Source organism: Pseudonocardia endophytica (assembly GCF_004339565.1).
GTDB lineage: Bacteria > Actinomycetota > Actinomycetes > Mycobacteriales > Pseudonocardiaceae > Pseudonocardia > Pseudonocardia endophytica.
Map to the genome: position 1 here is coordinate 678,830 of NZ_SMFZ01000002.1, position 26,177 is coordinate 705,006.

At 74.0% G+C, this 26,177-nt stretch carries 22 protein-coding genes; 5 read left to right on the forward strand and 17 right to left on the reverse strand.

Translation table 11 applies throughout. The features are described 5' to 3' along the window. Positions 1–25: 25 nt before the first annotated feature. The 6 genes from EV378_RS22080 to EV378_RS22105 form a co-directional block, all read right to left on the reverse strand. Positions 26–1,801: an acetyl/propionyl/methylcrotonyl-CoA carboxylase subunit alpha gene (locus EV378_RS22080; protein WP_132429252.1), complete on the reverse strand. Its 1,776-nt coding sequence runs from the start codon at positions 1,799–1,801 to the stop codon at positions 26–28. A 131-nt stretch (positions 1,802–1,932) separates the two neighbouring features. Then, entirely contained in the window at positions 1,933–3,348 is a 1,416-nt protein-coding gene (locus EV378_RS36435) for an MbnB/TglH/ChrH family RiPP precursor modification enzyme (protein WP_132429254.1), read from the reverse strand. Between the two features lie 134 nt (positions 3,349–3,482). After that, the gene (locus tag EV378_RS22090) at positions 3,483–4,397 is read right to left on the reverse strand and encodes a TIGR04222 domain-containing membrane protein (protein WP_132429256.1); all 915 of its coding nucleotides are present in this window, start codon (positions 4,395–4,397) and stop codon (positions 3,483–3,485) included. Between the two features lie 108 nt (positions 4,398–4,505). Beyond that, positions 4,506–4,943 (reverse strand): SufE family protein, encoded by a 438-nt coding sequence (locus EV378_RS22095; RefSeq protein ID WP_132429258.1) that lies wholly within the window; start codon positions 4,941–4,943, stop codon positions 4,506–4,508. Continuing rightward, complete coding sequence (locus tag EV378_RS22100) at positions 4,940–5,830, reverse strand: sulfurtransferase (RefSeq protein ID WP_132429260.1); 891 nt, start codon at positions 5,828–5,830, stop codon at positions 4,940–4,942. Before EV378_RS22100 ends, EV378_RS22095 begins: the two co-directional genes overlap by 4 nt. Before the next feature lie 96 nt (positions 5,831–5,926). Beyond that, on the reverse strand, positions 5,927–6,550 hold the full coding sequence (locus EV378_RS22105; RefSeq protein WP_132429262.1) for a Maf family protein: 624 nt from the start codon (positions 6,548–6,550) through the stop codon (positions 5,927–5,929). Between the two features lie 156 nt (positions 6,551–6,706). On the opposite strand from EV378_RS22105, the gene EV378_RS22110 reads away from it, so the two are divergent. Beyond that, positions 6,707–7,633, forward strand: coding sequence for an endonuclease domain-containing protein (locus tag EV378_RS22110; protein WP_165922422.1), 927 nt, complete (start codon positions 6,707–6,709; stop codon positions 7,631–7,633). 212 nt (positions 7,634–7,845) lie between these two features. On the opposite strand, the gene EV378_RS22115 is transcribed toward EV378_RS22110, so the two are convergent. From EV378_RS22115 to EV378_RS22145, 8 genes are all read right to left on the reverse strand, one after another. Then, positions 7,846–8,499: a response regulator gene (locus EV378_RS22115; protein ID WP_132429266.1), complete on the reverse strand. Its 654-nt coding sequence runs from the start codon at positions 8,497–8,499 to the stop codon at positions 7,846–7,848. Between the two features lie 73 nt (positions 8,500–8,572). Beyond that, complete coding sequence (locus EV378_RS22120) at positions 8,573–9,742, reverse strand: sensor histidine kinase (RefSeq protein ID WP_132429268.1); 1,170 nt, start codon at positions 9,740–9,742, stop codon at positions 8,573–8,575. Positions 9,743–9,777: 35 nt separating this feature from the next. After that, complete coding sequence (locus tag EV378_RS22125; RefSeq protein ID WP_132429270.1) at positions 9,778–10,281, reverse strand: DUF1453 family protein; 504 nt, start codon at positions 10,279–10,281, stop codon at positions 9,778–9,780. 98 nt (positions 10,282–10,379) lie between these two features. Then, positions 10,380–14,990 (reverse strand): multicopper oxidase domain-containing protein, encoded by a 4,611-nt coding sequence (locus EV378_RS22130; RefSeq protein WP_132429272.1) that lies wholly within the window; start codon positions 14,988–14,990, stop codon positions 10,380–10,382. Positions 14,991–15,007: 17 nt separating this feature from the next. Further along, positions 15,008–15,781 carry a DUF2182 domain-containing protein gene (locus EV378_RS22135; protein WP_132429274.1) on the reverse strand — a complete coding sequence of 258 codons (774 nt, stop codon included), beginning with the start codon at positions 15,779–15,781 and terminating at the stop codon, positions 15,008–15,010. A gap of 10 nt (positions 15,782–15,791) precedes the next feature. Next, positions 15,792–16,433, reverse strand: coding sequence for a DUF1326 domain-containing protein (locus EV378_RS35465; protein WP_165922423.1), 642 nt, complete (start codon positions 16,431–16,433; stop codon positions 15,792–15,794). Between the two features lie 199 nt (positions 16,434–16,632). Further along, on the reverse strand, positions 16,633–16,890 hold the full coding sequence (locus tag EV378_RS36440; protein ID WP_243653699.1) for an acyl-CoA carboxylase epsilon subunit: 258 nt from the start codon (positions 16,888–16,890) through the stop codon (positions 16,633–16,635). Then, a complete protein-coding gene (locus EV378_RS22145) occupies positions 16,887–18,521 on the reverse strand; it encodes an acyl-CoA carboxylase subunit beta (RefSeq protein WP_132429276.1) in 1,635 nt (544 codons plus the stop codon). Before EV378_RS22145 ends, EV378_RS36440 begins: the two co-directional genes overlap by 4 nt. A gap of 132 nt (positions 18,522–18,653) precedes the next feature. Here EV378_RS22145 and EV378_RS22150 point away from each other — a divergent pair, with 132 nt between their 5' ends. From EV378_RS22150 to EV378_RS22165, 4 genes are all read left to right on the forward strand, one after another. Beyond that, entirely contained in the window at positions 18,654–19,493 is an 840-nt protein-coding gene (locus tag EV378_RS22150; RefSeq protein ID WP_132429278.1) for a biotin--[acetyl-CoA-carboxylase] ligase, read from the forward strand. Positions 19,494–19,638: 145 nt separating this feature from the next. After that, positions 19,639–20,181 (forward strand): PH domain-containing protein, encoded by a 543-nt coding sequence (locus tag EV378_RS22155; protein WP_165922424.1) that lies wholly within the window; start codon positions 19,639–19,641, stop codon positions 20,179–20,181. 14 nt (positions 20,182–20,195) lie between these two features. Next, positions 20,196–21,116: a hydroxymethylglutaryl-CoA lyase gene (locus EV378_RS22160; RefSeq protein WP_132432526.1), complete on the forward strand. Its 921-nt coding sequence runs from the start codon at positions 20,196–20,198 to the stop codon at positions 21,114–21,116. 67 nt (positions 21,117–21,183) lie between these two features. Further along, on the forward strand, positions 21,184–21,801 hold the full coding sequence (locus EV378_RS22165; RefSeq protein WP_165922425.1) for a TetR/AcrR family transcriptional regulator: 618 nt from the start codon (positions 21,184–21,186) through the stop codon (positions 21,799–21,801). Positions 21,802–21,811: 10 nt separating this feature from the next. On the opposite strand, the gene EV378_RS22170 is transcribed toward EV378_RS22165, so the two are convergent. From EV378_RS22170 to EV378_RS22180, 3 genes are read right to left on the reverse strand one after another with little or no spacing between them, the layout of a single operon-like run. After that, positions 21,812–22,792 carry an aldo/keto reductase gene (locus EV378_RS22170; protein WP_132429284.1) on the reverse strand — a complete coding sequence of 327 codons (981 nt, stop codon included), beginning with the start codon at positions 22,790–22,792 and terminating at the stop codon, positions 21,812–21,814. Between the two features lie 43 nt (positions 22,793–22,835). Next, positions 22,836–23,750, reverse strand: coding sequence for a DMT family transporter (locus tag EV378_RS22175; RefSeq protein WP_132429286.1), 915 nt, complete (start codon positions 23,748–23,750; stop codon positions 22,836–22,838). Positions 23,751–23,780: 30 nt separating this feature from the next. Next, on the reverse strand, positions 23,781–26,150 hold the full coding sequence (locus tag EV378_RS22180) for an MGDG synthase family glycosyltransferase (RefSeq protein WP_165922426.1): 2,370 nt from the start codon (positions 26,148–26,150) through the stop codon (positions 23,781–23,783). Positions 26,151–26,177 lie beyond the last annotated feature (27 nt).

A 26,177-nucleotide genomic window follows, 5' to 3' on the forward strand; every position in this document is an offset into this window, starting at 1 on the left:
CGCGCGGCTCCGCTCCGCTGCGCGCTCAGTCCTTGATCTCGCAGATCACGGTGCCCTGCGAGATCGACGACCCCTGCTCGGCGTTCAGGCCGGTCACGGTGCCGTCCTTCGTCGCCGTCACCGGGTTCTCCATCTTCATCGCCTCGAGCACGACGATCAGGTCGCCGGCCGAGACGGTGTCGCCGTCGGAGACCGCGACCTTGATGATCGTGCCCTGCATCGGCGCGGTGACCGCGTCGCCGGAGGCCTTCGCGCCGCCGCCGCGGGAGCCGCGCTTGCGCGGGGCGGCGGCCTTGGCCGCTCCGTTCCCGCCGCCACCGCCGAGCGCGAGGTCACCGGGCAGCGAGACCTCCAGCCGTCGTCCCCCGACCTCGACGACGACGGTCTGGCGTTCCGAGCTGTCCTCGTCCGCGCCCTCGCCGCCCTCGAACGGCGGGACGGTGTTGTCCCACTCGGTCTCGATCCACCGGGTGTGCACGGCGAAGTCGTCGCCGGTCTCTGCGGTGAACGCCGGGTCGCGGACCACGAGCCGGTGGAAGTCCAGCACCGTGGCCATGCCCTCGACCTGGAACTCGTCGAGCGCGCGGCGCGAGCGCTCCAGCGCCTGACGGCGGTCGGCGCCGCGGACGATCAGCTTGGCCAGCAGCGAGTCGAACTGCCCGCCGATCACCGAGCCGTCCTCGACCCCGGCGTCCATCCGGACGCCCGGCCCGGACGGGTACCAGACCTTGGACACGGTGCCCGGCGCGGGCAGGAAGTTACGACCGGTGTCCTCGCCGTTGATCCGGAACTCGATCGCGTGGCCGCGCGGCTCCGGGTCGCCGTCGATCTCCAGCTCGCCGCCCTCGGCGATCACGAACTGCTGGCGCACCAGGTCCAGCCCGGTCGTCTCCTCGGACACCGGGTGCTCGACCTGCAGCCGCGTGTTGACCTCGAGGAACGTGATCAGCCCGTCCTCGCCGACCAGGAACTCGACGGTGCCGGCCCCGTAGTAGCCGGCCTCCTTGCAGATCGCCTTCGACGCGTCGTACAGCGTCGCCGTCTGCTCCTCGGTCAGGAACGGCGCCGGGGCCTCCTCGACGAGCTTCTGGAACCGGCGCTGCAGCGAGCAGTCCCGCGTCCCGACGACGACGACGTTGCCGTGCTGGTCGGCCAGCACCTGCGTCTCGACGTGGCGGGGACGGTCCAGGTACCGCTCGACGAAGCACTCGCCTCGTCCGAACGCCGCGGTCGCCTCGCGGACCGCCGACTCGTACAGCTCGGCGATCTCGGACTCCTCGCGGGCGACCTTCATGCCGCGGCCGCCGCCGCCGAACGCCGCCTTGATGGCGACCGGCAGGCCGTTCTCCTTCGCGAACTCGATCACCTCGTCCGCGCCGGACACCGGATCGTTCGTGCCGGGCACGAGCGGCGCGCCGGCGCGGGTGGCGATGTGCCGGGCGGTGACCTTGTCGCCGAGGTCGCGGATCGACTGCGGCGACGGGCCGATCCAGATGATCCCGGCGTCGATCACGGCCTGCGCGAAGTCGGCGTTCTCGGACAGGAAGCCGTAGCCCGGGTGGATCGAGTCGGCGCCCGCCTGCTTGGCGGCGCCGATGACCTTGTCGAAGTCGAGGTAGGAGTCGGCGGCGGTGGAGCCGCCCAACGCGAACGCCTCGTCGGCCAGCCGGACGAACATCGCGTCGCGATCGGGGTCCGCGTACACCGCGACGCTGGCGAGGCCCGCGTCCTTGGCGGCGCGGATCACCCGGACGGCGATCTCTCCGCGGTTGGCGACGAGGACCTTGCTCAGTGCGGGCACGGTGGAACTCTCCTCGTGGTCGTGTCGCCGGCCCGGTGCACCGGCGCAGGGTTACCGGGCAGTCTAGGAGTGGTGGATCGAGAAGTTCCCGATGGGAGATGTGGTAAAGGCAACGCCGGGGGAGGCGAGCGTCACGACCGGGCGAGCCGCCGGCGTGCCGCGGCGACCAGCCGGGCACGCCGCGTGGGCGGGGTGCGCCCGTCGTAGCGCAGCGTGGCCTCCCGTTCGTCCAGCTCCGCGACGGCTCCGGCCGGCAGCTCCCCGCGCCCGCGCAGCTCCCGCGCGAGGTCCCAACCCTCCCGCAGAGCGTCGGTCGGTGGGATGCCGGCGAACCGGTCCGCGAACGTCCGCTGCCAACCGTCGCCCAGCGCAGCGGCGAGCCGCGGCCACTCCTTCGCCGCCAGTCCGGCGCGCTTGCGCAGCAGCGCGGCCCGGGTCGCGGCGAGCCGTCGGGCGTCGACACCGTCCGGATCCGGACCGTCCGCGACCAGGGCGTCCACGAGCGCGGCCTGCCGCCCGGCCGTGTCGGCCGACTCGCTCACGGTGCCGGTGTGCGGGGCCGCGCACCCCTTCTCGGCGTGTCGCACCGGTTGCGACGGGTGCGGCACGCCGGTAGGGGGTGCGGCACCGGCGGGTGGGGTGCGGCGGGACACCGGAGCAGGGCGGTCGGTTTGGGAAGCGGCGCGGTCCGTCGGCGGCGCGGTGCGGTCGGCCGGGGACGCAGGGCGGTCGGCCGGGGGCGGGGCGTGCCCGGCGACCCGGGCGATGGCGGCCAGTTCCGCCCGCAGCTCGGCGGCGGGCGGGTAGCGCCCGTCCCGCTCCAGCATTACCGGCAGCCCGGGGTGCCGGTCCACGACGTGCGCGAGCAGGTCGAGCACCTCGTCCGGCGTCGGGTCGGTGTGCGTGTCGTGGTAGAAGCCGTCGTGGTCGGCGCCGCCCGCGACATGGCAGTACGCGACCCGGTCCAGGGGCAGCGCGTCGAGCACCTCCCGCGGGTCACGGCCCCGGTTGCGGGCGTTCGCGTGCACGTTCGCGACGTCGAGCAGCAGCAGCGCGCCGGTCCGGTCGAGCAGGCGGGTGAGGAACCCGGCCTCGTCGAACTCGTCCTCCGGCCAGTCGAACAGGGCCGCGATCGGTTCGACGGCGATCGGCACGTCGACCTCGGTGCGCACCCGCGCGATGTTCGCCGCGAGCACGTCGAGCGCATCCCGGGTGCGCGGCAGCGGCAACAGGTGCCCGGCCTCCCGCCCACCGGCCCGGACGAACGACACGTGCTCGCTGACCAGCGGCGCGTCCACGGCCTCCGCGCAGGCGGCCAGGTGCGAGACCCGCCGGCCGTCCACCGGTTCCGTGCCGCCGAGCGACAGCCGCACCCCGTGCGGGATCACCGCTCCGCGACGGGCGTGCCCCAGCAGCGGGGCGGGCAGGTCGTCCGGACGCACCGACTCGGCGATCACCTCGACGAACCCGAGCTCGTCGGCGGCATCCAGCACGGCGGCGATCTCCGGCCGCCAGCCTGCGCCCGTCCCGTGCGGTCCGTCGGCCATCGTCACCCCTCCCTGGCCACACCGACGCCGGTACACGCCGACGCCGAGATGCACCGGTGCCCCCGCGGCTGGGCACCGGAGTCGGATCGGGTGCGGACCGCGGGAGCACCGCCCCCCATCGGTACCGGTCGGGCTCAGCCGCCGCAGCCCCCTCCACCACAGCCGCCGCCACCACAACCGCCACCGCCGCCTCCGTCGCCGCCGCCCCCACCGCCGTCGCCGGAGAAGAACCCGCCGCCACCGCCACCCATCGCCGCGCTCTTCTGCGCTTCCAGTTCCTCGGCGAACGCCGGCTGGGCGGCCAGCAGCGCGCCGACGCCGAACACGCCGACCGACAGCGCCGCGCCGCCCGCGCCGACCGCACCCCAGTCCGGTCGCATCGACGGCGAGAGCGCCGTGTGCCGCTGACGCTGCGCCGCGAGCGCCGTGTCACCGGCCGCCGTCCGGAGCGGGACCCGGGCGAACAGGATCAGCGTCGCGCCAGCCACCACGAACAGCAGGAACGACAGGAAGCCGACCGGGCGCCCGTTGGAGACGCCCGCGATCGCCCGGACGATGCCGAACGCCAGCACCGCGAGCATCAGGAACGCCGGCCGCCGGTAGGACCGTCGCTGCTCCTCGGTCAGGTACAGCCCGGCGCGCTCCAGCCGGTCCCGGATCTCGGCCAGTGCCGCCGCCACCCGGGGTTCGACGGGCAGTGTGCGCCTCGGCGTCGGCCGCGCGGCCGCACCGTGGATCGCGTTCTGCAGCGGACTGGCCTGTCGCGCCGTGCCGACCGAGTGCACGATGCCGACCGCGGACGGCCCGGACGTCGCGATGCTGCCCTCGACGTGCATGGACGACAGCGCCGCGTACACGGCGAGGTCCGGCCCGCCGTTCAGGTACGCGACGTCCTCCGGGCGCGACTGCAGACCGTCGGCGCTCACCGGGCGTCCGGACCGCAACGAACGCCGGATGGAGATCGCCACCCCCAGTACGACGACCGCCAGCACGATGTAGATCACCAGGAACGTGGAACCGGAGATCCCCCAGGTCTCGTTCGGACCCATCCCCACCACCCCGTTTCGTGTCGTGTGTTCGACAGATCACAGTGTGCGGCGTCCGCGACGGGAGGGCTCCCGTGCTTGAGGCAACCTTAGGGTTCGCGGTACCCGGTCTCAGGCCGCGATCTCGCGCCGGACCTGGTTCTTGATCCGGGCGAGCATCGCCGCGATGCCGCGCAGCCGCAGCGGGCTCACGGCCTCGGCGAGCCCGAGGTCGGTGTAGAAGTCGTCCGGCACGTCGAGCACGGTCTGCGCGGGCTCGCCGTCCAGCCCGGTCCACATGATCCCGGCGAACCCGCGGGTCGTCGGCGCCTCCTTCGGTGCCGAGAAGAACAGGTGCACCGGGCGCCCGTCCCCGTCGCCGACCTCGACCTTGAGGAACAGCGGGGACTGGCACTCGTGCACCTGCTCCATCGAGTCCGCCGCGTCGGCGTAGCGCTCCGGCAGGTCGGGCAGCTCCTGGGACAGCTCGAGCAGCAGCTGCAGCCGGTCCTTGGGCCCGACCGACGAGAAGTCGTCGACGATCTCGGCGAGCTGCGGAGGGAGACTCACGCGGACCCGCGCTCCTCGCCCTGCACGATCGGCACGCGCACGGCGTTGCCCCACTCCGTCCACGAGCCGTCGTAGTTCCGGACGGTGTCGAAGCCGAGCAGGTGCGTCAGCACGAACCACGTGTGGCTGGAGCGCTCACCGATCCGGCAGTAGGCGACGACGTCGTCGGACGGCGAGAGCCCCTGCTCCTGCTCGTAGATGGCCGAGAGCTCGGCGCGCGGTTTGAACGTGCCGTCCTCGGCGGCCGCGCGGGCCCACGGCACGCTCGCCGCACCCGGGATGTGGCCGCCGCGCACGGCGCCCTCCTGCGGGTAGTCCGGCATGTGCAGCTTCTCGCCCGTGTACTCCTGCGGCGAGCGCACGTCGACCAGCGGCTTGCCGAGGTGCGCGAGCACGTCGTCCTTGAACGCGCGGATCGTCGTGTCGTCGCGCTCGACGACCGGGTAGTCGACGGCGGCGGGCGACGGCGTGCCGGTCGTCATCTCCCGGCCCTCCGCCTCCCACTTGGCGCGACCACCGTCGAGCAGCCGGACGTCGGGGTGGCCGAACAGCGAGAACACCCACAGGGCGTAGGCGGCCCACCAGTTGTTCCTGTCCCCGTAGACCACGATCGTCGTGTCCCGGCCGATGCCGCGCTCGCCCATGATCTCGGCGAAGCGCTTCGGATCCACGTAGTCACGGGTGACCGGGTCGTTCAGCTCGGTGTGCCAGTCGACCTTCACAGCGCCCGGGATGTGGCCGGTCTCGTAGAGCAGCACGTCCTCATCGGACTCGACGACGGCGATGTCCCGCTCGTCGAGGCGCTCGGCCAGCCACGCCGTGGTGACCAGGCGCTCCGGGTGCGCGTACTCGGCCAGCTTCGGGTCCGGATCGGGGGCGACAGCCATGCGCGCGAGGGTAGTCCCGGCCCCGGACGGTCGCTCGGATCGGGATGTCGGACGTGTCACCCTCGGGGCGGGGCCGACGGTCCGGAGCTCATCGGATCATCCGCCCGTCCACAGCTCGACTGGGGACACACCGACACCGCCGAGCAGCCGTCGCAGCAACGGCAGGCTGATCCCGATCACGTTCGACGGGTCGCCGTCGATCCCCTCGACGAACCATCCACCGCGCCCGTCCAGCGTGAACGCCCCCGCGACGTTCAGCGGCTCCCCGGTGGCGATGTACGCCTCCAGCTCGTCCGGGGTCGGCTCGGCGAAGCGCACCCCGGTGACCGCGTGCCCCTCCGCGACCCGGTCGATCTCGCCACCCGCCAGTCGCAGCACCGCGTGCCCGGTGACCAGCTCGCCGGTCCGCCCGGCCATCGCCGTCCAGCGCTCCCGCGCGGTGTCCGGGTCGCCGGGCTTGCCGGCCAGCGCGCCGTCGAGGAACAGCATCGAGTCGCAGCCGACGACGAGCGCGTCCGGATGTGTGTCGCCGACGCGGCGGGCCACGGTCGTCGCCTTCGCCGACGCCAGCAGCGTCACCTTCTTCTCGGGCGCCTCGTCCGCGTGCGCCGCCAGCAGCGCGTCCTCGTCCACCTCGGACACCGCGACGAGCGGATCGATCCCGGCCGAGCGCAGGACGCCGAGACGGGCGGGGGAGGCGGAGGCGAGCACGAGACGCACGGGCGGACCCTATCGACGCCGCCCCCACGTCACACCCGACGCGTCCGGGGGAACCGAGTGTGACGTTCCGGCGGTCCGCGTCGCCGGAACCGACCACTCGATCCGTCGAGTGCGTCGTTCGGGCGAGGCGGCCGAAATTCGATGGAACCGAATGGGGTGTCTGTCACGTCCAAGGGCATGGACATCTCCCGACGACCGTTCGTGGGTTCCGAGGCGATCGCGGCCGGCGCCGTCACCCCGGCGGTTCTGAAAGGGCCGGGATACCGGTCGCCGTTCCGGGGCATCGCCGTGGCGGCGGACGTCCCGGACTCGTTCGCGCTGCGCAGCGAGGCCGCGTTCCTGGTCGTCCGCGGAACCGGTGCCCTCGCCGGGTACTCGGCCGCCGAGATGCTCGGCGCGGACTGCGCCCCGGCCAGTGCACCCGCCGAGGTCGTCCTGCCGGAGCGGCAGCGTCGGACGCGCGCCGGCCTGATCGTGCATCGCGACGCCGTCCCCGAGGCCGAGATCGTGCGCGACGTCCCGGTCCGGGTTCGCGACCGGCGCGGACGGTGGCGGCCTCTGCCCGGACGCACCGTCGACACGACCTCCCCGGTCCGGACGGCCTTCGACCTCGCCCGCCGCGAGCCGCGGATCGAGGCCGTCGTGGCGCTCGACGCGCTGGCGTGCCACTGCCGGATCAGCCCGGCCGACGTCCTCGCGCTCGCGGAGCGCCATCCGGGCGTGCGCGGGCTCTCCCGCCTTCCCGGTCTCGTCGCGCTCGCGGACGGGCGCGCCGAGTCGCCGATGGAGACCCGCATCCGCCTGGCCCTGCTCGACGGCGGACTGCCGTGCACCGAGCTGCAGTTCCCGCTCGGGCGTTACCGCCTCGACCTGGCCTACCCCGCAGCCATGCTGGCGGTGGAGTACGACGGCGAGCACCACCGCGAGCCGGCGCAGGCCCGCTACGACCTCGAGCGCCAGGCCCACATCGCCCGTCGCGGGTGGACGGTGCTCCGCCCGTCCGCCCACGAGGTGCTCGCGGACCCGGAGGCGGTCGCCGATCGGGTCCGGCACGCGCTCGCGTCGCGCCGCCCCGGTTGCTGAGCCGGGCCCGCCCGTCCCGGGCCGAGCGCCCCGGACCCGTCACCCGATCCCGCGCGGAGCGCCGAGTGTGACGTTCCGGCGGTCCGCGCCGCCCGAACCCGCCACTCGATCCCGCGGAACGGTCGAGCGTGACGTTCGGGCGCCCGGAAGCGCCCGAACCCACCACTCGATCCGGAGCGGCGCGTCGGCGTGCGGGGCGGGGCGGGGTGTGCTCAGCCGCGCCCGGTCAGGCCGTGGCGGTAGGCGTACCCGACGGCCTGGGCGCGGTCGCGCAGGCCCGCCTTGGCGAACAGGTGGTTGACGTGCGTCTTCACGGTCGCCTCGCCGACCACCAGCCGTCGGGCGATCTCGGTGTTGGACAGCCCGTCGGCGATCAGCGCCAGCACCTCGACCTCGCGCTGGGTCAGTCCGTCCGGTGGTGGTCCGGCCGGGCCCGCCGCGCCGGACGACCGCTGCTCGACGAGCCGGGCCAGCACCCCGGCGTCCACCGTGGACACTCCGTCGGCTGCCGAGCGCAGTGCCCGGCCGATCGCCTCCGCGTCGGCGTCCTTGGACAGCCAGCCGGCTGCACCCGCGCGCAGCGCGTCCACCACGGACTCGTCGTCGACGTACGTCGTGAGGACGACGACGGCGGTGCCGGGATGCGCGGAGCGCACCCTCGCGGTGGCCGACACGCCGTCACCGTCGGGCATGCGCAGGTCCGTGAGCAGCACGTCCGGGGCCAGCTCGGCGACGAGCGCGACGGCCTGGTCGCCGCCGGAGGCGGTGCCGACGACCTCGATGTCGGGCAGCAGTCCCAGCACGGTCGCCAGCCCGTCGCGGACGATGCGCTGGTCGTCGGCCAGCACGACGCGAAGGTCGCTCACGGGCCCTCCTCGCCGGCGCTCGTCGGCCGCGGTCGCGGCACGGCTGTGTCCGATGGTGAGCTCGCACGCTCGCTCACGGTTCGATCCTCTCCCGGTCCGGTACCCGCAGCGCGACCCGCCACCCGTCGTCGGTCGGACCGACGTCCAGCGCCGCACCGACCAGCGCCGCCCGCTCCGCCATGCCGGTCAGGCCGGATCCGGACCCGTCGGACGTCGCAGGCGGTTCGTGCGTGACGTCGACGACCTCCAGCGCGACCACGTCGCCGTCCCGGTGCAGGCGCACGGTCACCGGGGCGCCCGGCGCGTGCTTGCGGGCGTTGCTCAGCGCCTCCTGCGCGGTGCGCAGCACCGTCTCGCCCTCCCGGGCGCCGAGCCGCAGCGCCGGGTCCACGTCGACGGTCGCGTCCGGGTGCGCCCCGGCCAGCTCCCGCAGCTCCCCCGCGACGTCGACCGGGGCAGGACCCTCGCGCAGCGCACGCACCGCCCGTCGGGCCTCGGCGATCCCGTCGCTGGTCAACCGCTGTGCCCGCTCGATCTGGGCGACCGTGTCCTCGGCCGCGCCGTCCCGGATCGCCATCAGGCGCGCGCCCTGGAGCTGCACGGCGAGCGCGGACAGCGAGTGTGCCAGCACGTCGTGCACGTCCCGGGCGACCCGGGCGCGGTCCGCGATCGCGTCGGCCCTGGCGTGCTCCTCGCGGGCCCGCGCGTCCGCGACGAGCGACTGCTCGTGCTCCTCGGTACGCCGCATCGCGTCGCGGCGGGCCACCCCGAACATCAGCAGGATCACGACGCTGCCCGCGACGAGCACCGGATCCCATAGCGAGGAGTACGGCCCGACGACCAGCACGGTCGCGACGGCGATCACCGCGGCGAACACGCCTGCCACCCGGGTCGGGAGCCGGATCCCGGACACGAACGCCGCCAGCAGCGGGAACGCCGCGGCCGTCGTCCACCCGTCGGACCCGGACAGCAGGGCCAGCCCGCCCGCGGCCAGTGCGGCGACGGTGATCCCGGCCAGCCGGGGCGACGGGTCGGGGCGCAGCGAGAACACCAGCCAGCCGGCGACGGCGGGCACGAGTCCGAGGTAGAGCCACCACGGACTGACCTGCTGGCCCTGCCCGAGGAAGATCAGGGCCAGCACGATCGGGAGCCAGAGCAGCCCGATGATCCGCCTCGGCACGCCGAACAGCACCGAGCGGTCGCCGACCGGTGCCACCCGGCTCGTCGGCTGCTCGGTGCTCACGGTTTCACGATGACACAGATCGGGGGCCGGGCCGATCAGGCCGAGGCCCGGGCGGTGCGGCGGCCGTCCGTCGGGCGCAGGGGGCGACCGTCGGCGGCGACCCGGCGCCGCAGCACCATGCCCTGCACGGCCAGGCTGGCCCCGAGGACGAGCGCCGACGACGTCGCGATCAGGGCGGCCGCCCCGGTGCCGCCGCCGAGCACCTCGGCGCCGACGCGGACCACGATCGTCGCGACCCACGCGACCAGCAGCGCGACCGAGCCGCGGCGGTACAGCCAGCCGTCGCGCGTCTCCAGGCGGAACGCGAGACCGCGCGCCACGCCGAGCCCGACGGCCAGCACCAGCTCGACGGCGAGCAGCGCGACCCCGAGCGCCGTGACCGGCGGGTGCACGGAGGCGACGGTCAGCACGCCGACCCCGATCAGCACGAACGGGAGGACGGTCTCGCGGCCGCCGGTCCGGACGAACTGGCCGGTGAACTGCTTGTAGAGCACGAAACCGACGACGGCGACGGTGATGAGGATGGTGGCGATGTCCATGGCGACGACGATCGCCCGCCGACCCCCTCAGCGGCGTCGGCCCGGACGGCGATCCCGGGTGGAACCGCGCCCTCCACCCGGGGGTGGAGAGCAGGCCGTCAGCTCCGCCGGATGATCCCGCGCATGCCGTGCGACACCGACCAGCGGAACGCTCCGCTGCGGTACGCGTGGTCACCGGGTGGGTCCGCGAGGATCGGCACGATGTCGTGCACGACGTCCGCCGTCAGCCCGGACAGTGCTCCCACCTGCGGCGATCCGTCGACCCACGGCGCCGCTGTCCACTGCGCACCGTGCACGGTGAACGTGTGGTTGCGCGGCTTGTCGCAGGCGCCGACCAGGCGCAGCACGAGATCGCCACGCGGTGCGGTCCAGGCCGGCGTCGACGGGCCCGGGTCGGAGAGCTGGTCGCGGGGATGGACCGGCGCGGTCCGGTACGAAACGCCCTTCTGCCCGGCGTCCTCCGGATCGTCGCCCGGTTCGACGTCCCGCACCGGTGCGGTCAGATCGCCGTACACGTAGTGCCGCAGGCCGTCCTGCCAGAACAGGACATGCTCGTCGCGGGTCCGGCCCCACCACCGGATGGTCGTGTGGGCGCCGCTGTCGTGCTCCGGCACCCAGCCCCGCGGTTCGACGACGATCGCGCCGACCAGACCGTGGTGGCGGTGGTTGCGGACGTCCGCCATGTCGTGCAGGTAGCAGACCTGACCGTCGCCCTCGCCGAGAGCCTCGTCGGCGTACCACCAGTACTCCCGCCAGTTGCCACGCTCGTGGCCGTGGCCCGCGCCGTCGACCACGGCGCCGTCGTCGGCTCCGTGCCCGTGGTCGTCGCCGACCGGTAACGGTCGCACCGTCGAGTTCCGGTTGGAACCGACGTACGCGCCGTCGTCCGTGGTCACGTCGTAGAGCAGCAGCGACGGGTGCAGCGAGACCCGCGGGGACACGGTCCGGCGCTCCGGGTTCAGCGGCAGGGGCGGCGGATCCGGTTCGGGCCCGAAGCGCGGCAGGAGCGGGTCCTCGAACGGACCGACCCACTCGTCGCTGTTGTCGGGGCGCTGCTCGGCGCGGGGCAGCAGGACCTCGTTCAGCAGCCGGATCCGCACCCATTCGCCGGGCGCGCAGCGCAGCACGAGCGGCTCCGGCCTGCCGGGGCGGTCGCCGCCGGAGACGAGCCAGCCTCCCGAGGGATCGTCCCGATACGGCGACGCGATGTCGCCGCGGACCACCTCGTAGACGAGGCCGAACGGGTCGGTGAGCCGGTGGCCGTCGTACTCGTGCTCGACTCGCCGCGCGCGCACCACCCAGTCCCGGTCCGGCGTCGCTGGCCGCTTGCGGGGCCTCGGCGCGACGGTGCCCTCGATCCGAGGCGGACCCTGGCCGTCGGGCAGCACGCGCACGAGCCCCCAGCAGCCCAGCCAGAGGTCGTCCATCGCGCTGAACCGCCAGAGGTGGTCCCCGAGGCCGAACGGCGTGTCGGCCTCGCCCATGTGCAGCGTGAACGCCTCGGAGATGCCGAGCGTCTGCTGGTTGACCAGCGTCGATCGCGGATTGCCCCAGTCGCGCCGCCAGCGCAGCCCGTGCGTGACGAAGCTGTGCTGCTCCTCGTGTGATCCCTGGATCAGCCGGATCCGCAGCCGTTCGCCGGGGTGCGCCTCGATGATCGGGGTGTCCGGATCGCGCAGCCAGGACGCCTCGTCGTCGCGCTCCACCCGGTCGCGATCCCGGCGCCGGTCGTCGGTGGCGAACCACTGCGACGGGTCGGGGCCCCGAGCGGTCAGTGGCGCGTTGCGGTAGTTGACGGCCATCACGCCGGGATCGTCGTCGCCGCCCAGCTCGCCGGGTGGGTTCAACGGCTCGTCGTCGCCGTCGTACAGCGGAACGAAGTCCCCGACGCCCAGCCCGGCTTCCCGGAACGGTTCCACGCCGTTCGCGGCGCCGGCCACGACCGCTTCCGAACCGGACCACGCCGTCGCCGCCGACCGAGGTGACGTCCACGTCGAACCGGGCGGTTCCGCGATGAGCGCGGCGAACAGACCGTGCTTCTGCCGGTAGTTCGCGAGCAGGTGGTCGTGGAAGAAGCAGGGCCCGAACTCCTCGTCGACGACCCAGCGGTGCAGGCCGACCCTGGCGGGCAGCGCGCCGGGACGGGCCTCGCGCACCGCTTCCCGGCAGCTCGCTCCGGACAGGTAGTTCCATCCGGTCGCGGACCCGTCGGCGGCGAGCACGTCGAACTTGACGAGGTGGACGTGCAGTCCACATTCGACGGGAAGCTGGGTGGGGTCGAAGTGATCGGGGCCGACCGTGCCGAGGTCGTTGTGCAACCGGAGTTCGACGACGTCGCCGTGGTTCGCGCGCACGAAGAACGGCTCGCGCCGCTCCGCGGAGCCGGCGAGGGGACGTCGGCGGGTCCGCCCGTCCTCGGTGACGCTCACGCCGAAGAGCTCGTAGAAGTGGCCCCTGCGGTCGTGCCACCCGATGGTGTTGTAGTCGACGCGGCGGTGCCGGACGACGACGTCGTAGCTGAGCAGGCGGCCTGCGACGGGCAGTGCCGCGTCCGCGTTCCACCGTGCCGACAGTCCGTCGAGGTCGATGAACGGCGCACCGGGACGGGCTTCCGCGCCGGGTGCGAAGGCAGCGACCTCGCTGCGCGATGCGTCCGGCAGGTCGAGCAACCTCCGCCGCCCGCCCACCTGGTCCGGCGTCGCCGCGGGTGGCGGCGGTGACTTCTGCGGGAACCCGGCGTCGATGAACCACGGGAAACCGACGCGTTCACCGCGGGAGGGGAACGACGGGTGTCCCGGCTCGGGCGCGTTCTCCGGCGCCCGGCCGGGGAGTGGGACCAGCGGCGCGCACGGCGTGCCGTCCGGGAGTCGGGTCGGCTCGTCGACCACCTCGTCCAGGCTGCGCCACAGGCCCCACATGCCGTGGTGGAAGTGCGGGTAGAGGTGGCAGTGCCAGATCACGTCGCCGAACAGGTGCTGGCGGCTGCCGGAACCGTAGAGCGGATCGATCGTGAACCCGGTCTGCGGGCCGATCGTGATCGAGTCGAGCAGCTGGGAGCCGCGCCGCGGGTTCCACGTGCTCGGCGGCGCCGTATCGGTCGCGACGGCCCGCCACTGGTGCACGTGCAGGTGGAACACGTGCGTCTCCTTGATGCCCGCGTGCACGAGCCGGACGCGGCACGGGTCACCGCGATAGGCGCGCAGGATCGGGGTGACCGGGTCGCCGAACAGCCACGAGCTGTGGTGCTGCTCCTCGCCCGCGACGCGCTCGACGAAGGATCCGTCATCCCGGCGTCCGACCCAGAACTCCTCCGCGAGCGTCGCGCGGTCGATCCGGCGCTGGACGGCGCGCAGCTCGATGGGGGTGTCCGCGTGACGGTCGTCGATGCCCGCGTGCCCGACCGGCCGGTTCCGCGTACGTGCGTCGAACTCGCGCATCTTGTGCGGCAGCCGGTTCGGCATCGGCTCGGCGCGGTAGTTCAGCGGCATGACCGTGTGCTCGCCGCCGCCGATGTGCAGCGCGCTGTGTACCTCCGGCTCGTCGTGGATGAAGATCGTGAACTCGCGGTGCGGCCGGACGAGGTCGCCGTCCGAGGCGAAGTCGACGAAGTCGCCGAGCTCCGACGGGAGGGTCCGCGGGATCACGTCCACGTCGGACGCGGTGCCGAGCGGGCTGTCGGTGACGTCGCGCCCGGTCTCCGGGTCCCGCCACCACGTGGCCGCCGGCTCGACGACGAACGCGCCGAACAGGCCGTGCACGTTCGTGCCGTCCTCGGTGCCGCGGACGTCCGCGAGATCGTTGATCGGCCAGACACCCTCGGTGTCGGCGGCCCACTGGTAGGTGTAGGGGTTCTCGCGGGTCGCGGTGGAGTCCGGGTTGCGCCCGACCCGTGCCCCGTCGTCCTTCCGGATACCGCGCATCAGGCCGGCGCCCTGGCGGTGCAGACCGACCCGCGGCCGTCCGGTCTCGTTGCGCAGCCGCACCTCCACGTGCTCGCCGAGGCGGGCGCGCAGCACCAGCGGGCGGACCAACGGCAACGGCCGGAGCGGGTTGACCCGGTCGTACCGAACGCCGACCCCGTCCGGATCGACGACGTCGTTGAGCAGCAGGCGGTCCACATCGGACTCGGTCAGGCCGCTACGGCGGGCGAGCCCGGGGCGGTCGCGGACCCATTCCTTGTCGATCTCGCGGAGGCGGCGGTCGATCGCATCCCGGAGAACGGCCCGTGCGGACCTCCAACGTTCTGTCCAGCCCGGGGGAAACAGAGCGGGCACCGTGCGGATCGCGCCGTTCGTCAGCTCGTCGAGTACGGCGGCCAGCTCGTTCACGGTCGCCCGGAAGTTCTGCTCGACCTCCCGTCTGCGCGGGTCGACGCCGAGGTCGGGCTCCTCCTCCCCGGCCTCCGGTCCGGGAGCAGGCCCCCGGTAGGCCAGGACCTCGGTGAAGTCCTCGGCCGCCCGGGACCGGAGGATCGCCGCCATCACGTCGTAGCGCCGTCGACCGTCGAGCAGCAGGCCGATCAGCTGGTCGCGCCGGTGCGCCTCGGGCAGCCACTCGTCGTCGGCGCGCCAGCGGTCGCGCGCCCACTTCAGCAGCGGTACGAACGCGTCCGGGGTGTACAGCAGGCCGTTGCGGTCGTGGTCACCGTCGCCGGTGTAGACGATCGGGAACTCCAGTGCCGTGATCTCGTAGCGACGGCGTTCGGGCACGGGAACCTCCTGGCGCGTCAGGCACCGATCAGCGGACGGACGAGGGCGAACGGGAACAGGTCGGTGAGCAGCAGGACACCGAGCACGACGAGGACGACGCCGGTGCCGCGGGCGACGGACGCGCCGCCCTGCACGAGCCGCTCGGCCGCCATCACCACGGCCAGCGCGACCATCACCGGCAGCGCGAACGCACCGGTCGTGAGGCAGAGCGCCATCAACGCCCAGCAGCAGCCCACGCAGGACACGCCGTAGGCGACCCCGAGTGCGGCGGAGTCGCAGGCCGGACCGCGACCGCCCCAGAACCGCATCGCGAACCAGCGCGGCGACCGGCACGCGGTCAGGCAGGCGTTCCTCAGCGGCGTGAACTGGTACAGACCCGCGAGCACGACGACGACCCCGGCCGCCCGGACCTCGGCGCCGGGCAGGACCCGGCTCACGAGCAGGCCGACGCCCGCGGCTCCGGACACCAGGACGGCGCCCGCCGCGACCCACACCCCGACGAACGCGCAGAGCGCGACCACCGGATACCGCCACGCGCCGGCCCGGCCCGCGACCAGCCTGGACAGGACGCCGGCCAGCGGCAGCGCGGGCGGCAGCATCATCGCGACGACCATCAGCGCCCAGCCGGCCAGCTCCGTCGCCGCACCGCGCCCACCGTGCGCCGCGTGCCCGGACTCCGACGAGCCGTGGGTCGCCACCAGTGCGATCCAGGCCGCCGCGGCGAGTGCGAGAACCGTCACCACCACGGGGCCGGGGGCGCGGGACGTGCCGGGAACCCGCGTCGTCGTCACCGCGGTGTCCTCAGGAGCTGCTGTACGTGAACGACCCGCGCATGCCGGAACGGGCACGCACCTCCAGGGTGCCGCCGGCCAGGGCCGGGACGGTGAGGCGGAGGTCGGTCGTCCGTTGTGCCTGCGCCGGTTCGCCGATTCCGAGCTCGTGGTGCAGCGCGGAGTGGTCGACGGTGAGCGGGTCGGGCCCGCCGTCGAACCGCAGTCCCTCACCCGTGGCCCGCACGGGCGCCGAGGCACCGTCTCCGACGGTCACCGTCCACGGCTCGGAGAGCGTGTCGATGGTGATCCTCTCGTCGTCGACGACGACGGCGATGTCACCGGTGACGCGCATCAGACCGGCCAGTGGATCGGTCCGGCCGGCGGCCGGAGTGCCGAACGCCCACGTCAGAACGGACTTCTGGCCCGGGGGCAGTCTCGGTTCCAGATGGACGACCGTCCGGGCGGGCGACGTCCGGCGGCCTCCACCGTGGACGGTCACCGCGACGACCTTGCGGCCGTCGACCTCGACCCCGCCGATCTCGCCCCGTTCGATCAGCCAGGCGACGAGGCCGACGCAGTGGCCTTCATCCGGGTCGTCGTCGACCCAACAGGGACAGAGTTGGAAGCAGTCACAGGCCTCGATGAACTGACCCGAGAAGTCGTACTGCACGCTTGCTCCGTCCGCCGGCGCACGGGTGGGAGCGGCAAGTGTCGGTCGGCCACCGACCGGAGTCGTAGCGACCGATCGGCGCAGCAGGGTGTCGGCACGCCCCTGACCAGCGGCGGAGCGCGACGGAGCGGAACGATTTAGGCAATCGTGACGACGACGGGCGTACCGACAATTGAGGACGAGACGCCCGGTTCGGGGGTCAGCGCGGCAATCCGGACGCGCGCCAGGCACCCGGACCGGCGTGCAGCGGCGCCCGCAGCTGCGACGCCGGATGCGACCAGAGATCGGGTTCCGACGACGGCGCGTCGTCACCGCCCGCACTCGCCGCGGCCGCGACGACGGCCGTCAGCGCGGCCATCTCCGCGTCGTCGGGCGTGCCGGAGAGAACCCGGAACAGCGCGCGGCGCTCCTCCGGGGTCTGCCCGGTCGCCTCGGCGTCCTGCTCGTCGGCGCTCACAGCGGGATGTTCCCGTGCTTGCGGGTCGGTCCCTGCTCCCGCTTGGTGGACAGCATCCGCAGCGCCCGCCCGACGTACCCGCGGGTGTGCGACGGCGGCACCACCGCGTCGATGTAGCCCCGGTCGGCGGCGATGTAGGGGTTGCAGAGCGTGTCCTCGTACTCCTGCTGCAGCTCGGCGCGCCTGGCCGCGAGCTCGTCGCCCTCGAGGTCCTTGAGATCCTTGCGGTACAGGATGCTCACCGCGCCCTGCGCTCCGGTGACCGCGATCTGGGCCGTCGGCCAGGCGATGTTCACGTCCGCACCGAGGTGCTTGGAGCCCATCACGTCGTACGCGCCGCCGTAGGCCTTGCGCGTGATCACCGTGACCTTCGGGACGGTCGCCTCGGCGTAGGCGTAGATCAGCTTCGCGCCGCGGCGGATGATCCCGTTCCACTCCTGGTCGGTGCCCGGCAGGAAGCCCGGGACGTCGACGAACGTGAGCACCGGGATGTTGAACGCGTCGCAGGTGCGGACGAACCGTGCCGCCTTCTCCGATGCGTCGATGTCCAGGCAGCCCGCGAACTGTGTGGGCTGGTTCGCGACGATCCCGACGCTGCGGCCCTCGACCCGGGCGTAGCCGATCACGATGTTCGGCGCCCAGAGCTCCTGCACCTCGAGGAAGTCCTCGTCGTCGACCACCCGGTTGATCACCTCGCGGATGTCGTACGGAGTGTTCGGCGAGTCCGGGATGATCGTGTCGAGCTCGGTGTCGGAGTCGGTGATCCCGTCCTCGATCGACCCCGCGGTCGGCTCCGGGGCCGGGTAGGTCGGCGCCTCGGACAGGTTGTTCGACGGCAGGAAGCTCAGCAGCTGCTTCACGTAGTCGAGCGCGTCGCTCTCGTCGGAGGCCAGGTAGTGCGCCACGCCGGACTTCGAGTTGTGCGAGCGCCCGCCGCCCAGCTCCTCCATGTCCACGTCCTCGCCGGTGACGGTCTTGATCACGTCGGGGCCGGTGATGAACATGTGGCTGGTCTCGTCGACCATGACCGTGAAGTCGGTGATCGCCGGCGAGTACACGGCGCCGCCCGCGCACGGGCCCATGATCAGGGAGATCTGCGGGACGACGCCGGAGCTGCGCACGTTGCGCAGGAAGATCTCGCCGTAGAGACCCAGTGCGACGACACCCTCCTGGATGCGCGCGCCGCCGCCGTCGTTGATCCCGATCATCGGGCAGCCGATCTTCTCGGCCACGTCCATGACCTTGACGATCTTCTCGCCGTAGACCTCGCCGAGCGCGCCGCCGAACACGGTCGCGTCCTGGGAGAACACGGCGACCGGGCGGCCGTCGACGGTGCCGGTGCCGGTCACCACGCCGTCGCCGAACGGGCGCTTGTCCTGCATCCCGAAGTTCGTCGACCGGTGCCGGGTCAGCGCGTCGAGCTCGACGAACGAGCCCGGGTCGAGCAGCTGGTCGATCCGCTCGCGGGCGGTCTGGCGACCCTTGGCGTGCTGGCGCTCGACCGCCGCCTCGGTGCCGGCGCTGGTGGCGTGCTCGATGCGCTCGTGGAGGTCGGCGAGCTTGCCTGCCGTGGTGTGGATGTCGGCGTCCCCGACCTTCTCCGGCTCGGCGGGCTCCGTTGCGGCGCTCATGGACGGGGAGCCTAACCCGCTGGTAACCACGGTTCCGGTGCGGAGGTGGTGATATCGGACGCACAACAAGGTTGCTCCGGAAGGGGCACCGGGAGGACACCGATCGGGCTCGCCCCGCTACCGTGCGCCGTCATGAGCGCCGAGCCCGAGTCGTTGGACCCGTACGCGCTCCGCACGGTGCTGGTCCGTCCGGCAGGCGGATGGAACGCGCTCGACGTCGTCGAGTCCACCGGCTCCACGAACGCGGATCTGCTCGCCGCCGCGGCGAAAGGCGCCGAGGACCGCTCGGTCCTGATCGCCGAGGAGCAGACGCAGGGCCGCGGACGGCTGGACCGCACGTGGACCTCGGCGACGCGGACCGGACTGACGCTGTCCGTGCTGTGGCGTCCCGAGGGCGTGGCCGCCGAGCGGCTCGGCTGGCTCCCGATGCTGGGCGGCGTCGCGCTGGCGGACGCGATCCGCGAGCTCGCACCGGACATGGCGCTGGGCCTGAAGTGGCCGAACGACATGCTGGCCGGTCCGGCGCGCGGCAAGGTCGCCGGCATCCTGGCCGAGATGACGCCGGTCGCGGGGGGTGGGCCGGGCGTCGTGCTCGGGATCGGACTGAACGTGTCCTCCGCCCCGACCGGGCTGCCGTGGGGTGCGACGTCGCTGGCCGCGCAGGGGCTGACGGCCGGGCGCGCGGAGATCGTGACGACGCTGCTGCGGCACCTGTACGAGCGCGAGGCCGCCTGGCGGGACGCGGGCGGCGACGCCGACCGCAGCGGCCTGCGCAGCGACTACCGCGCGTGGTGCGCGAGCCTCGGCTCCGAGGTCCGGGTGGAGCGCCCCGGCGGCGAGACGCTCGTCGGGATGGCCGAGGACGTCGACCCGCAGGGACGGCTGCTCGTCCTGCCCGCCGTCGGGGAGCGGCAGGCGGTCGTCGCGGGCGACGTCATCCATCTGCGCCCCGCGGACCACCCGGACCGCTGAATCGTTCCCACCCCGCCGGCTCCGCAAGCTCCGCCGGCTGCCACCCCCCTCGATGTCCCGTGGCCCCGTCCGATCGCCTGCACTGACCCGGTCGAGCACCGCGCGTCGCCTCGTCACACGCCACGCGCGGACTACCGTGGCGACCGTGGCCTACCCCGATGACCTGCTCGTCGAGGGCGAGCGGGTCGCGTGGCACGCCCATCCGCACTGGGCGACCCAGCTGCGCCCGGCCGCGGTGTTCCCGGTCACCGCTGCGGTCGTCGGGTTCGCATCGGCCGCGCTGCGGCTCCAGACCTGGGCGCCGCTCGCGTGGGCCGTGCTCGGCCTGGCCGGTCTCGTGGTCGTGCTGCGCGGCACGGTGCTGCCGCTCGCGCGCTGGCGGGCCACGCACATCGTCGTCACCGATCGCCGCCTGATGGTGCGCGAAGGGCTGGTCTCACGGCAGGGTCTGGACGTGCCCGTCGACCGCGTCACGTCCGTCCGCGTACGCGCCACGCCGTTCGGGCGGATGGTCGGGTCGGGCACGCTGATCGTCGACACCGGTGACGGGGAGCCCATGCGGTTCCGCGACGTCGGGCGCGTCGAGCGGGTGCAGGCCAGGCTGCACCGGGAGATCAGCCGGGCGAGTGCCCGGCAGCGGAACGAGACGGGCACGGCAGGGGCCGTGCCGGAGAGGTCGGCGTCGTGAACAGAGCCCTTCCCATGCTGGTGCCGGACGCGGGGTTGCCGGAGCGCGTCGAGATCTACGAGGTCGGGCCGCGTGACGGGCTGCAGAACGAGTCGAACACGGTCCCGGTCGCGGTCAAGGCGGAGTTCCTGGAGCGGCTGGCGAACGCCGGGCTGCGCACGATCGAGGCGTCCAGCTTCGTGCACCCGAAGTGGGTGCCCCAGCTCGCCGACTCCGAGGAGCTCGTCGAGCGCATGAACTGGCACGACGACGTCGCGTACCCGTTCCTGGTGCCGAACGCGCGCGGCCTGGACCGGGCGATCGAGGCCGGAGTCCGGCACGCCGCCGTGTTCGCCAGCGCGACCGAGACGTTCGCCCAGCGCAACCTCAACCGCTCGCTGGAGACCCAGTTCGAGATGTTCTCCCAGGTCGTCACGCGGGCCACGGAGAACGGCATGCGCGTGCGGGCGTACGTGTCGATGGCGTTCGGTGAGCCGTGGGAGGGCGCCGTGGACCCGGCGCAGGCCGCGTCCGTCGGCAAGCGGCTGATGGACATGGGCTGCGACGAGCTCTCGCTCGGCGACACGATCGGCGTCGCGACGCCGGGGCACGTCGGGGCTCTGCTCGACGCGTGCGTCGCGGCCGGGGTGCCGATGGAGTCGATCGCCGTGCACTTCCACGACACGTACGGCCAGGCGCTGTCCAACACGCTCGCCGCCCTGCGCCACGGTGTGACCACGGTGGACGCGAGCGCGGGTGGCCTCGGCGGCTGCCCGTTCGCCGGCTCGGCCACCGGCAACCTCGCGACCGAGGACCTGGTCTGGATGCTCGACGGCCTCGGCATCGCCCACGGCGTGGACCTCGACGCCCTGGTCGCGACGAGCGTCTGGATGGCAGGCGAGCTCGGCCGCCCGTCCCCGTCGCGCGTCGTCGCCGCGCTCGCTCCGTCGGACTGAGGCCCGGCGGTCGAGGGCCGAAGCAGCGGCACTGACCACATACTCCGGGTATGTCATGCTCGGCGGCATGCCACCCGTCAAGTCCCGGCGTGCGGAGTACACCGAGTCCACGCGGGACGCCGTGCTCGACGCCGCCGCCGAGCTGTTCGTCGGCCGCGGGTACCCGCGGACGTCGCTGGACGAGGTGGCCGCCGCCGCGCGCGTGACGAAGGGCGCGATCTACCACCACTTCGCGAACAAGGCCGCGCTGATGACCGCCCTGATCGAGCGCGAGGAACTGGACGCCACGCGGCGCACGCGGGCCGCGTTCGAGGACGTGGCCGCACGCGACGGGGCGGCGGCCGGTGCGATGGCGGCGATCGACGAGTTCCTCGTGCAGTGCTCGGAGCCCGTCTACGGCGCGCTCGTGTTCCGCGAGGCACCGCTCGCGCTGGGCTGGACGGACTGGCAGGCCTGCGAGGAGAAGTACGCGGTCGCCGTGATCGAGGAGGTGCTCGGCCGGCTGGCCGACGACCGGGTGATCGCCGGCCCGGTCGGCGGCACCCTCGTCTCGATGGTGTTCGGCATGCTCGGCACGGCCGGCCAGCTGCTCGCCGCGACCCCGGACGCGGAGGCTCCCCGGGTGCGCGACGAGCTGCACGCGACGTTCGCCGCGTTCCTGGCCGGGATGCGGGCCCCGGGCTGAGCGATGTCGGTCAGGCGCCGGGGAGCTTGTCCCGGACCAGGCCCGGCAGCGCGGACACGCCGGTGCGCGGTCGGTAGGCGCGGGCCGCCTCGGTCAGGGCCACCTGCTCGTCATCGGTGAGCCGGATGTCGGCCGCCGCGGCGTTGCTCTCCACCTGGGCGACACTCGACGCGCCGGGGATGGCGACCACTCCGGGGTGGTGGACCACCCAGGCGAGCGCGACCTGGGCGGGCGTCGCGTCGTGCCCGGTCGCGACGTCGCGCAGTACGTCGAACAGCGGCCGGGCCGCGTCCAGGTTCCCCGGCAGCCAGGCCGGACCCTGCCGGAGCAGGCCCGACGGCCGGTGCGTCGCGTCGTACCGGGCTGTCAGCAGCCCCTGTGCCAGCGGGCTCCAGGCCATCACGACGTGGCCGGTCCGCCGAGCCCAGGGGACGAGGTCGCAGGCCGGATCCCGGTGCAGGAGGCTGAACTGCACCTGGTTCGAGAGCACCCGCGACCCGTAGGTCCGCTCGGCGGCCTGCCAGCGTCTCAGCGAGTAGTTCGAGACGCCGACCTGGTCGACGAGCCCGACGTCGTGCAGCGACCGCATGCCCCGCATCGTCGTCGGGTCCCGGACCAGCGGGTTCGGCTGGTGCACCTGGTAGAGATCGATCGTGCGCACGCCGAGCCGGTGCGCCGAGGCGACGCCGCGCTGCGCGACGACCGGGGCCACCGGCAGCATCGGGAAGATCTTGGTGGCGACGACGACGTCGCCGGTGCCGCCGGAGCTCGCGAGTGCGTCGCCGAGGATCCGCTCGCTGCGCCCGAAGCCGTAGGCTTCCGCCGTGTCGAACACCGTGATCCCGAGCTCGCGGGCACGGCGCACGATCGCGGCCGCCTCGCCCGCGGCGTAGTCGGCTCCGTAGCCCCACTCGACCGAGCCGAACTGCCAGGTCCCGAGCCCGATCACGGAGTACCGGCGGGTCGTGCCGAGACCGTCCAGGTAGCGCATGGTCGTCCCATCTTCTCGAACGGAGGGCGGTGTGCGGGCGCGGTCACCCCGGCCGGTCGCGCCCGTCGGCGTCGGCGCGTGCGAGGAGATGCTGTCCGCGGACCGTGATGAACGCGATCGCCGCGATCACCGCCATGGCGGCGGCACATTCCCCGGCCAGCAGCGCCGGGGTGGACTCGAGTCGCTCGCCCAGCCACCAGATCCCGATGAACACGGCGACGACCGGGTCCACGCTGGTGATCACGGCGACGGCCGGCGAGACGAGCCTGCCCTGCTGGAACGTGTTCTGGCTGAGCAGGAACCCGATCGGGCCGACCACGCAGACGACGTAGAGCACCGGGTGCCGGAACGGCTCGTCCCACCCGGTCCGCAGCTGCCCCGTGACGACCTTCATCAGCCCGGCGGTCACGCCGTAGAGCACGCCGGTGGCCAGCGCCAGGGCGAGCACCCGGGAGTGGTGCTCCACGGCGGCCGCGTAGGCGAGGCAGACCAGGACGACCACGGCCAGCACGATCGCCAGCGGCACGCCGCCGATCAGGTCGGCGTCCTCCTCGTCCGCGGCCGGCAGCGGGCGGGCCAGCAGCAGGAACACGGCCAGGCCACCCGCGCAGCACAGCGCGGCGAACAGGATCGGCGGGTCGGGGGTCCGGCGGGCCATCAGGGCGGAGAACCCCGCCGCGAACACCACGCCGGTCACCAGCAGCGGCTGGACGATCGTGATCGGGCCGAACGTGAGCGCGACGAGCTGCAACGCGAGCGCGACCACCGTCGCGAACAGGCTCAGCACCCAGAGCGGCCGGACGATCAGCCGGGTGAACAGCCGGGGGCTCAGCGTCCGGGTGGCCACGACCTCCTTCGTCGCACGCTGCTGCGCGGCCGTGGCCAGGCCGAAACCCGCGGCTCCCAGCACCGCGGCCGGTACGGCGACGAGCAGCATCGCCCCGCCGTCACCGCCCATGCGCCACCTCCGTCCCCGGTCCGGTCCGGGTCACGACCGACCCATGTCCCGCAACGATGCCCGCACGCGGTCGGCGAGCCCGTCGAGCAGCGGGACGAGATCCGGGTCGGCGGTGATCCCGACGCAGGTGCGGGACCCGCAGTGCAGCGCGCCGACCGCGAGCCCGACGCCTCCGGCCAGCGGCAGCACGGGACGGATCGCGTCCACCCGTCTGCCGCCGACGTGCACGGTCCGCCGCACGCCCGGCATCACCGAGGCCACCAGATGGAAGAAGCGCCTGCCGTGCACCAGACGCACCACGGGCCCGCGCAGCGGACGGGGGAGACGGCCCGCCGCGTCGACGGCCGCGGACGCCGCCTCGGGCCGTCCACCGGTGCCCGCGCGGTGCACGGCCCGTGCGACGGCCGCGACGCGGAGGTGCGGCGGCATCGGTCCGGTCGGCAGGTCGGCGGGGACGACGGCCATCCGGTTGCCCGTCGCGCGGGCGTCCGCACCGGCGCGGGTGCGGGTCGTGATCGGGACCATCGCGCGGACCCGGGACGCGGGCACGCCCGCCTCGGCGAACGTGCGGTGCAGCGCCTCGGCCAGCACGGCCAGCACCAGTGCCGTGGTCCCGACGCCGTGCGCGCGGGCGGCGGCGCGCACGGCCGGCCCGTCCAGGTCGACGCCGATCCGCCGGTGGACCGGTCCGCGCACGGTGCCGGTCAGCGGCGAGCGCCCGGCGGGCGGCATCGCGGCCAGGTGCCAGAGCCCGCGCAGCGTGCGGGCGGCGCGCCGCCACCGCAGGGGCCGAGGCGGGCGCTCGACACCGCGGGCCCGGCCGTGCGGCCGCTCCGCGCTCTCGTCGGTGAGCAGCGCGACGAGCGCGTCGGTGATCACCAGGCCGTCGCCGAGCGCGTGGTGCGCCCTGGCGAGGACGGCGACCCGGTCGGTCGCCGGCTCCGGCGCGACGGCCAGCTCCCAGGCCACCGCGGGGTCGAGCGCGGAGCCGAAGAACGCCGTCGCGGCGTCGTCGACCGAGCGGTACCGGCCGTCCGGTCCGACGGTCAGCGGGGCGGCCCGGACGTGGCGGCCCGGGTCGGGTGCGGGGTCGCGCACCCAGCGGGGCGACCGGCCGTCGGTCAGGGAGCGGCAGAGCAGGTCGATGCCCGGCGCGCGCTCGCGCACCAGGTCGGCGAGCAGCCGGGGCAGGCGGCGCGCCTCCACCCCGCCCGGATCGAGCACGACGACGGCCCCGACCTGCTGCGGCACCCGCCGGGTCGCCGCGTCCAGGAAGAACGCGTCCTGAGCCCGCATCCGGCCCCCGTCCGGCGCGCGCAGCCGTCCGAGGGCGGCGACGTCGGCGTCCGGGTCGGTGCTCCGCAGGTGGGCCCGCAGCGCCGCGACGGCCGCGGCGTGCCGGTCCGGACGCGACAGCTCCCGCACCGCTGCCCCGAGCTCGTCCGGGCCACGGCAGAGCCGGGCCAGTCCCGCGCGGGCGAGGAGCAGGGCGTTCGCCTCCCCGTGTCCCGGTACCGGATCGACCAGCAGGAGCGGCCGGGTGCAGGCGATCGCCTCCAGCGCGGTCGCCCCACCGGCGTTGGTGACGACGACGTCGCAGCCGCGCACGGCCGCGGCCGGGTCGTCGATCCAGTCCCGGACGTCGAGCGCCGGTCCGGCCGCCATGCGCTCCAGCCTGCGACGCAGTGCCGGGTCCCTCCCGGTGCCGACGAGCACGTCGGCGCCCGTGTCGAGCACGGCGCGGCAGATGCCCGCGACGTCGCCGAACGCCATCGACCCGCAGGACACCAGTACCCGTGGTGGCCCGGCGGCCCGGTCGCCGTCCGGCGGGTGGAAGCGGCGCGCGACCGGCGGGGCGCCGACCCGCACCCGCGCCTCGGGCGCCCATCGCCGGAGCATCTCCGCGCCGGCCGCCGTGCTCACGAGATGCAGGTCCAGGGACGGTCCGATCCACAACGGGTGCGGCGCCGGGTCGGCGACGACGGCGGCCGCGGCCACCGGCAGGCGGCCCCTGCGCCGCAGCCGGTCCAGTCCGGTCACGCCCTCCGGGAACGTGGCGACCACGAGGTCCGGCCGGTGCCGATCCACGGCCGCGGCCAGCCCCGGCGCGCTCCAGGCCCCGATCACCGCCCGGGTGGCGGCGCGGAACGGCGGCACCCGGCGGAGCAGCCGGTGGTACAGCCCGTACAGCCACGGCAGGTACCGGACGCAGCCCGCGTAGATCGACCGGAACGCCGGCGCCGTGCCGCGGCCCATGTCGGCCAGCGTGTCCGTCCAGACGACCTCGACACCGTCCCAGAGCGCGCGGGCCCGCTCCTCGACGGCCCGGGCCGCCGCGTGGTGGCCCTCGCCGATGCTGCCGGTGACCAGCAGCAGCCGTCCGGGACCGGCCGCGGGCACCGCAGCCGGGGTCCGGACCGGGGCGGG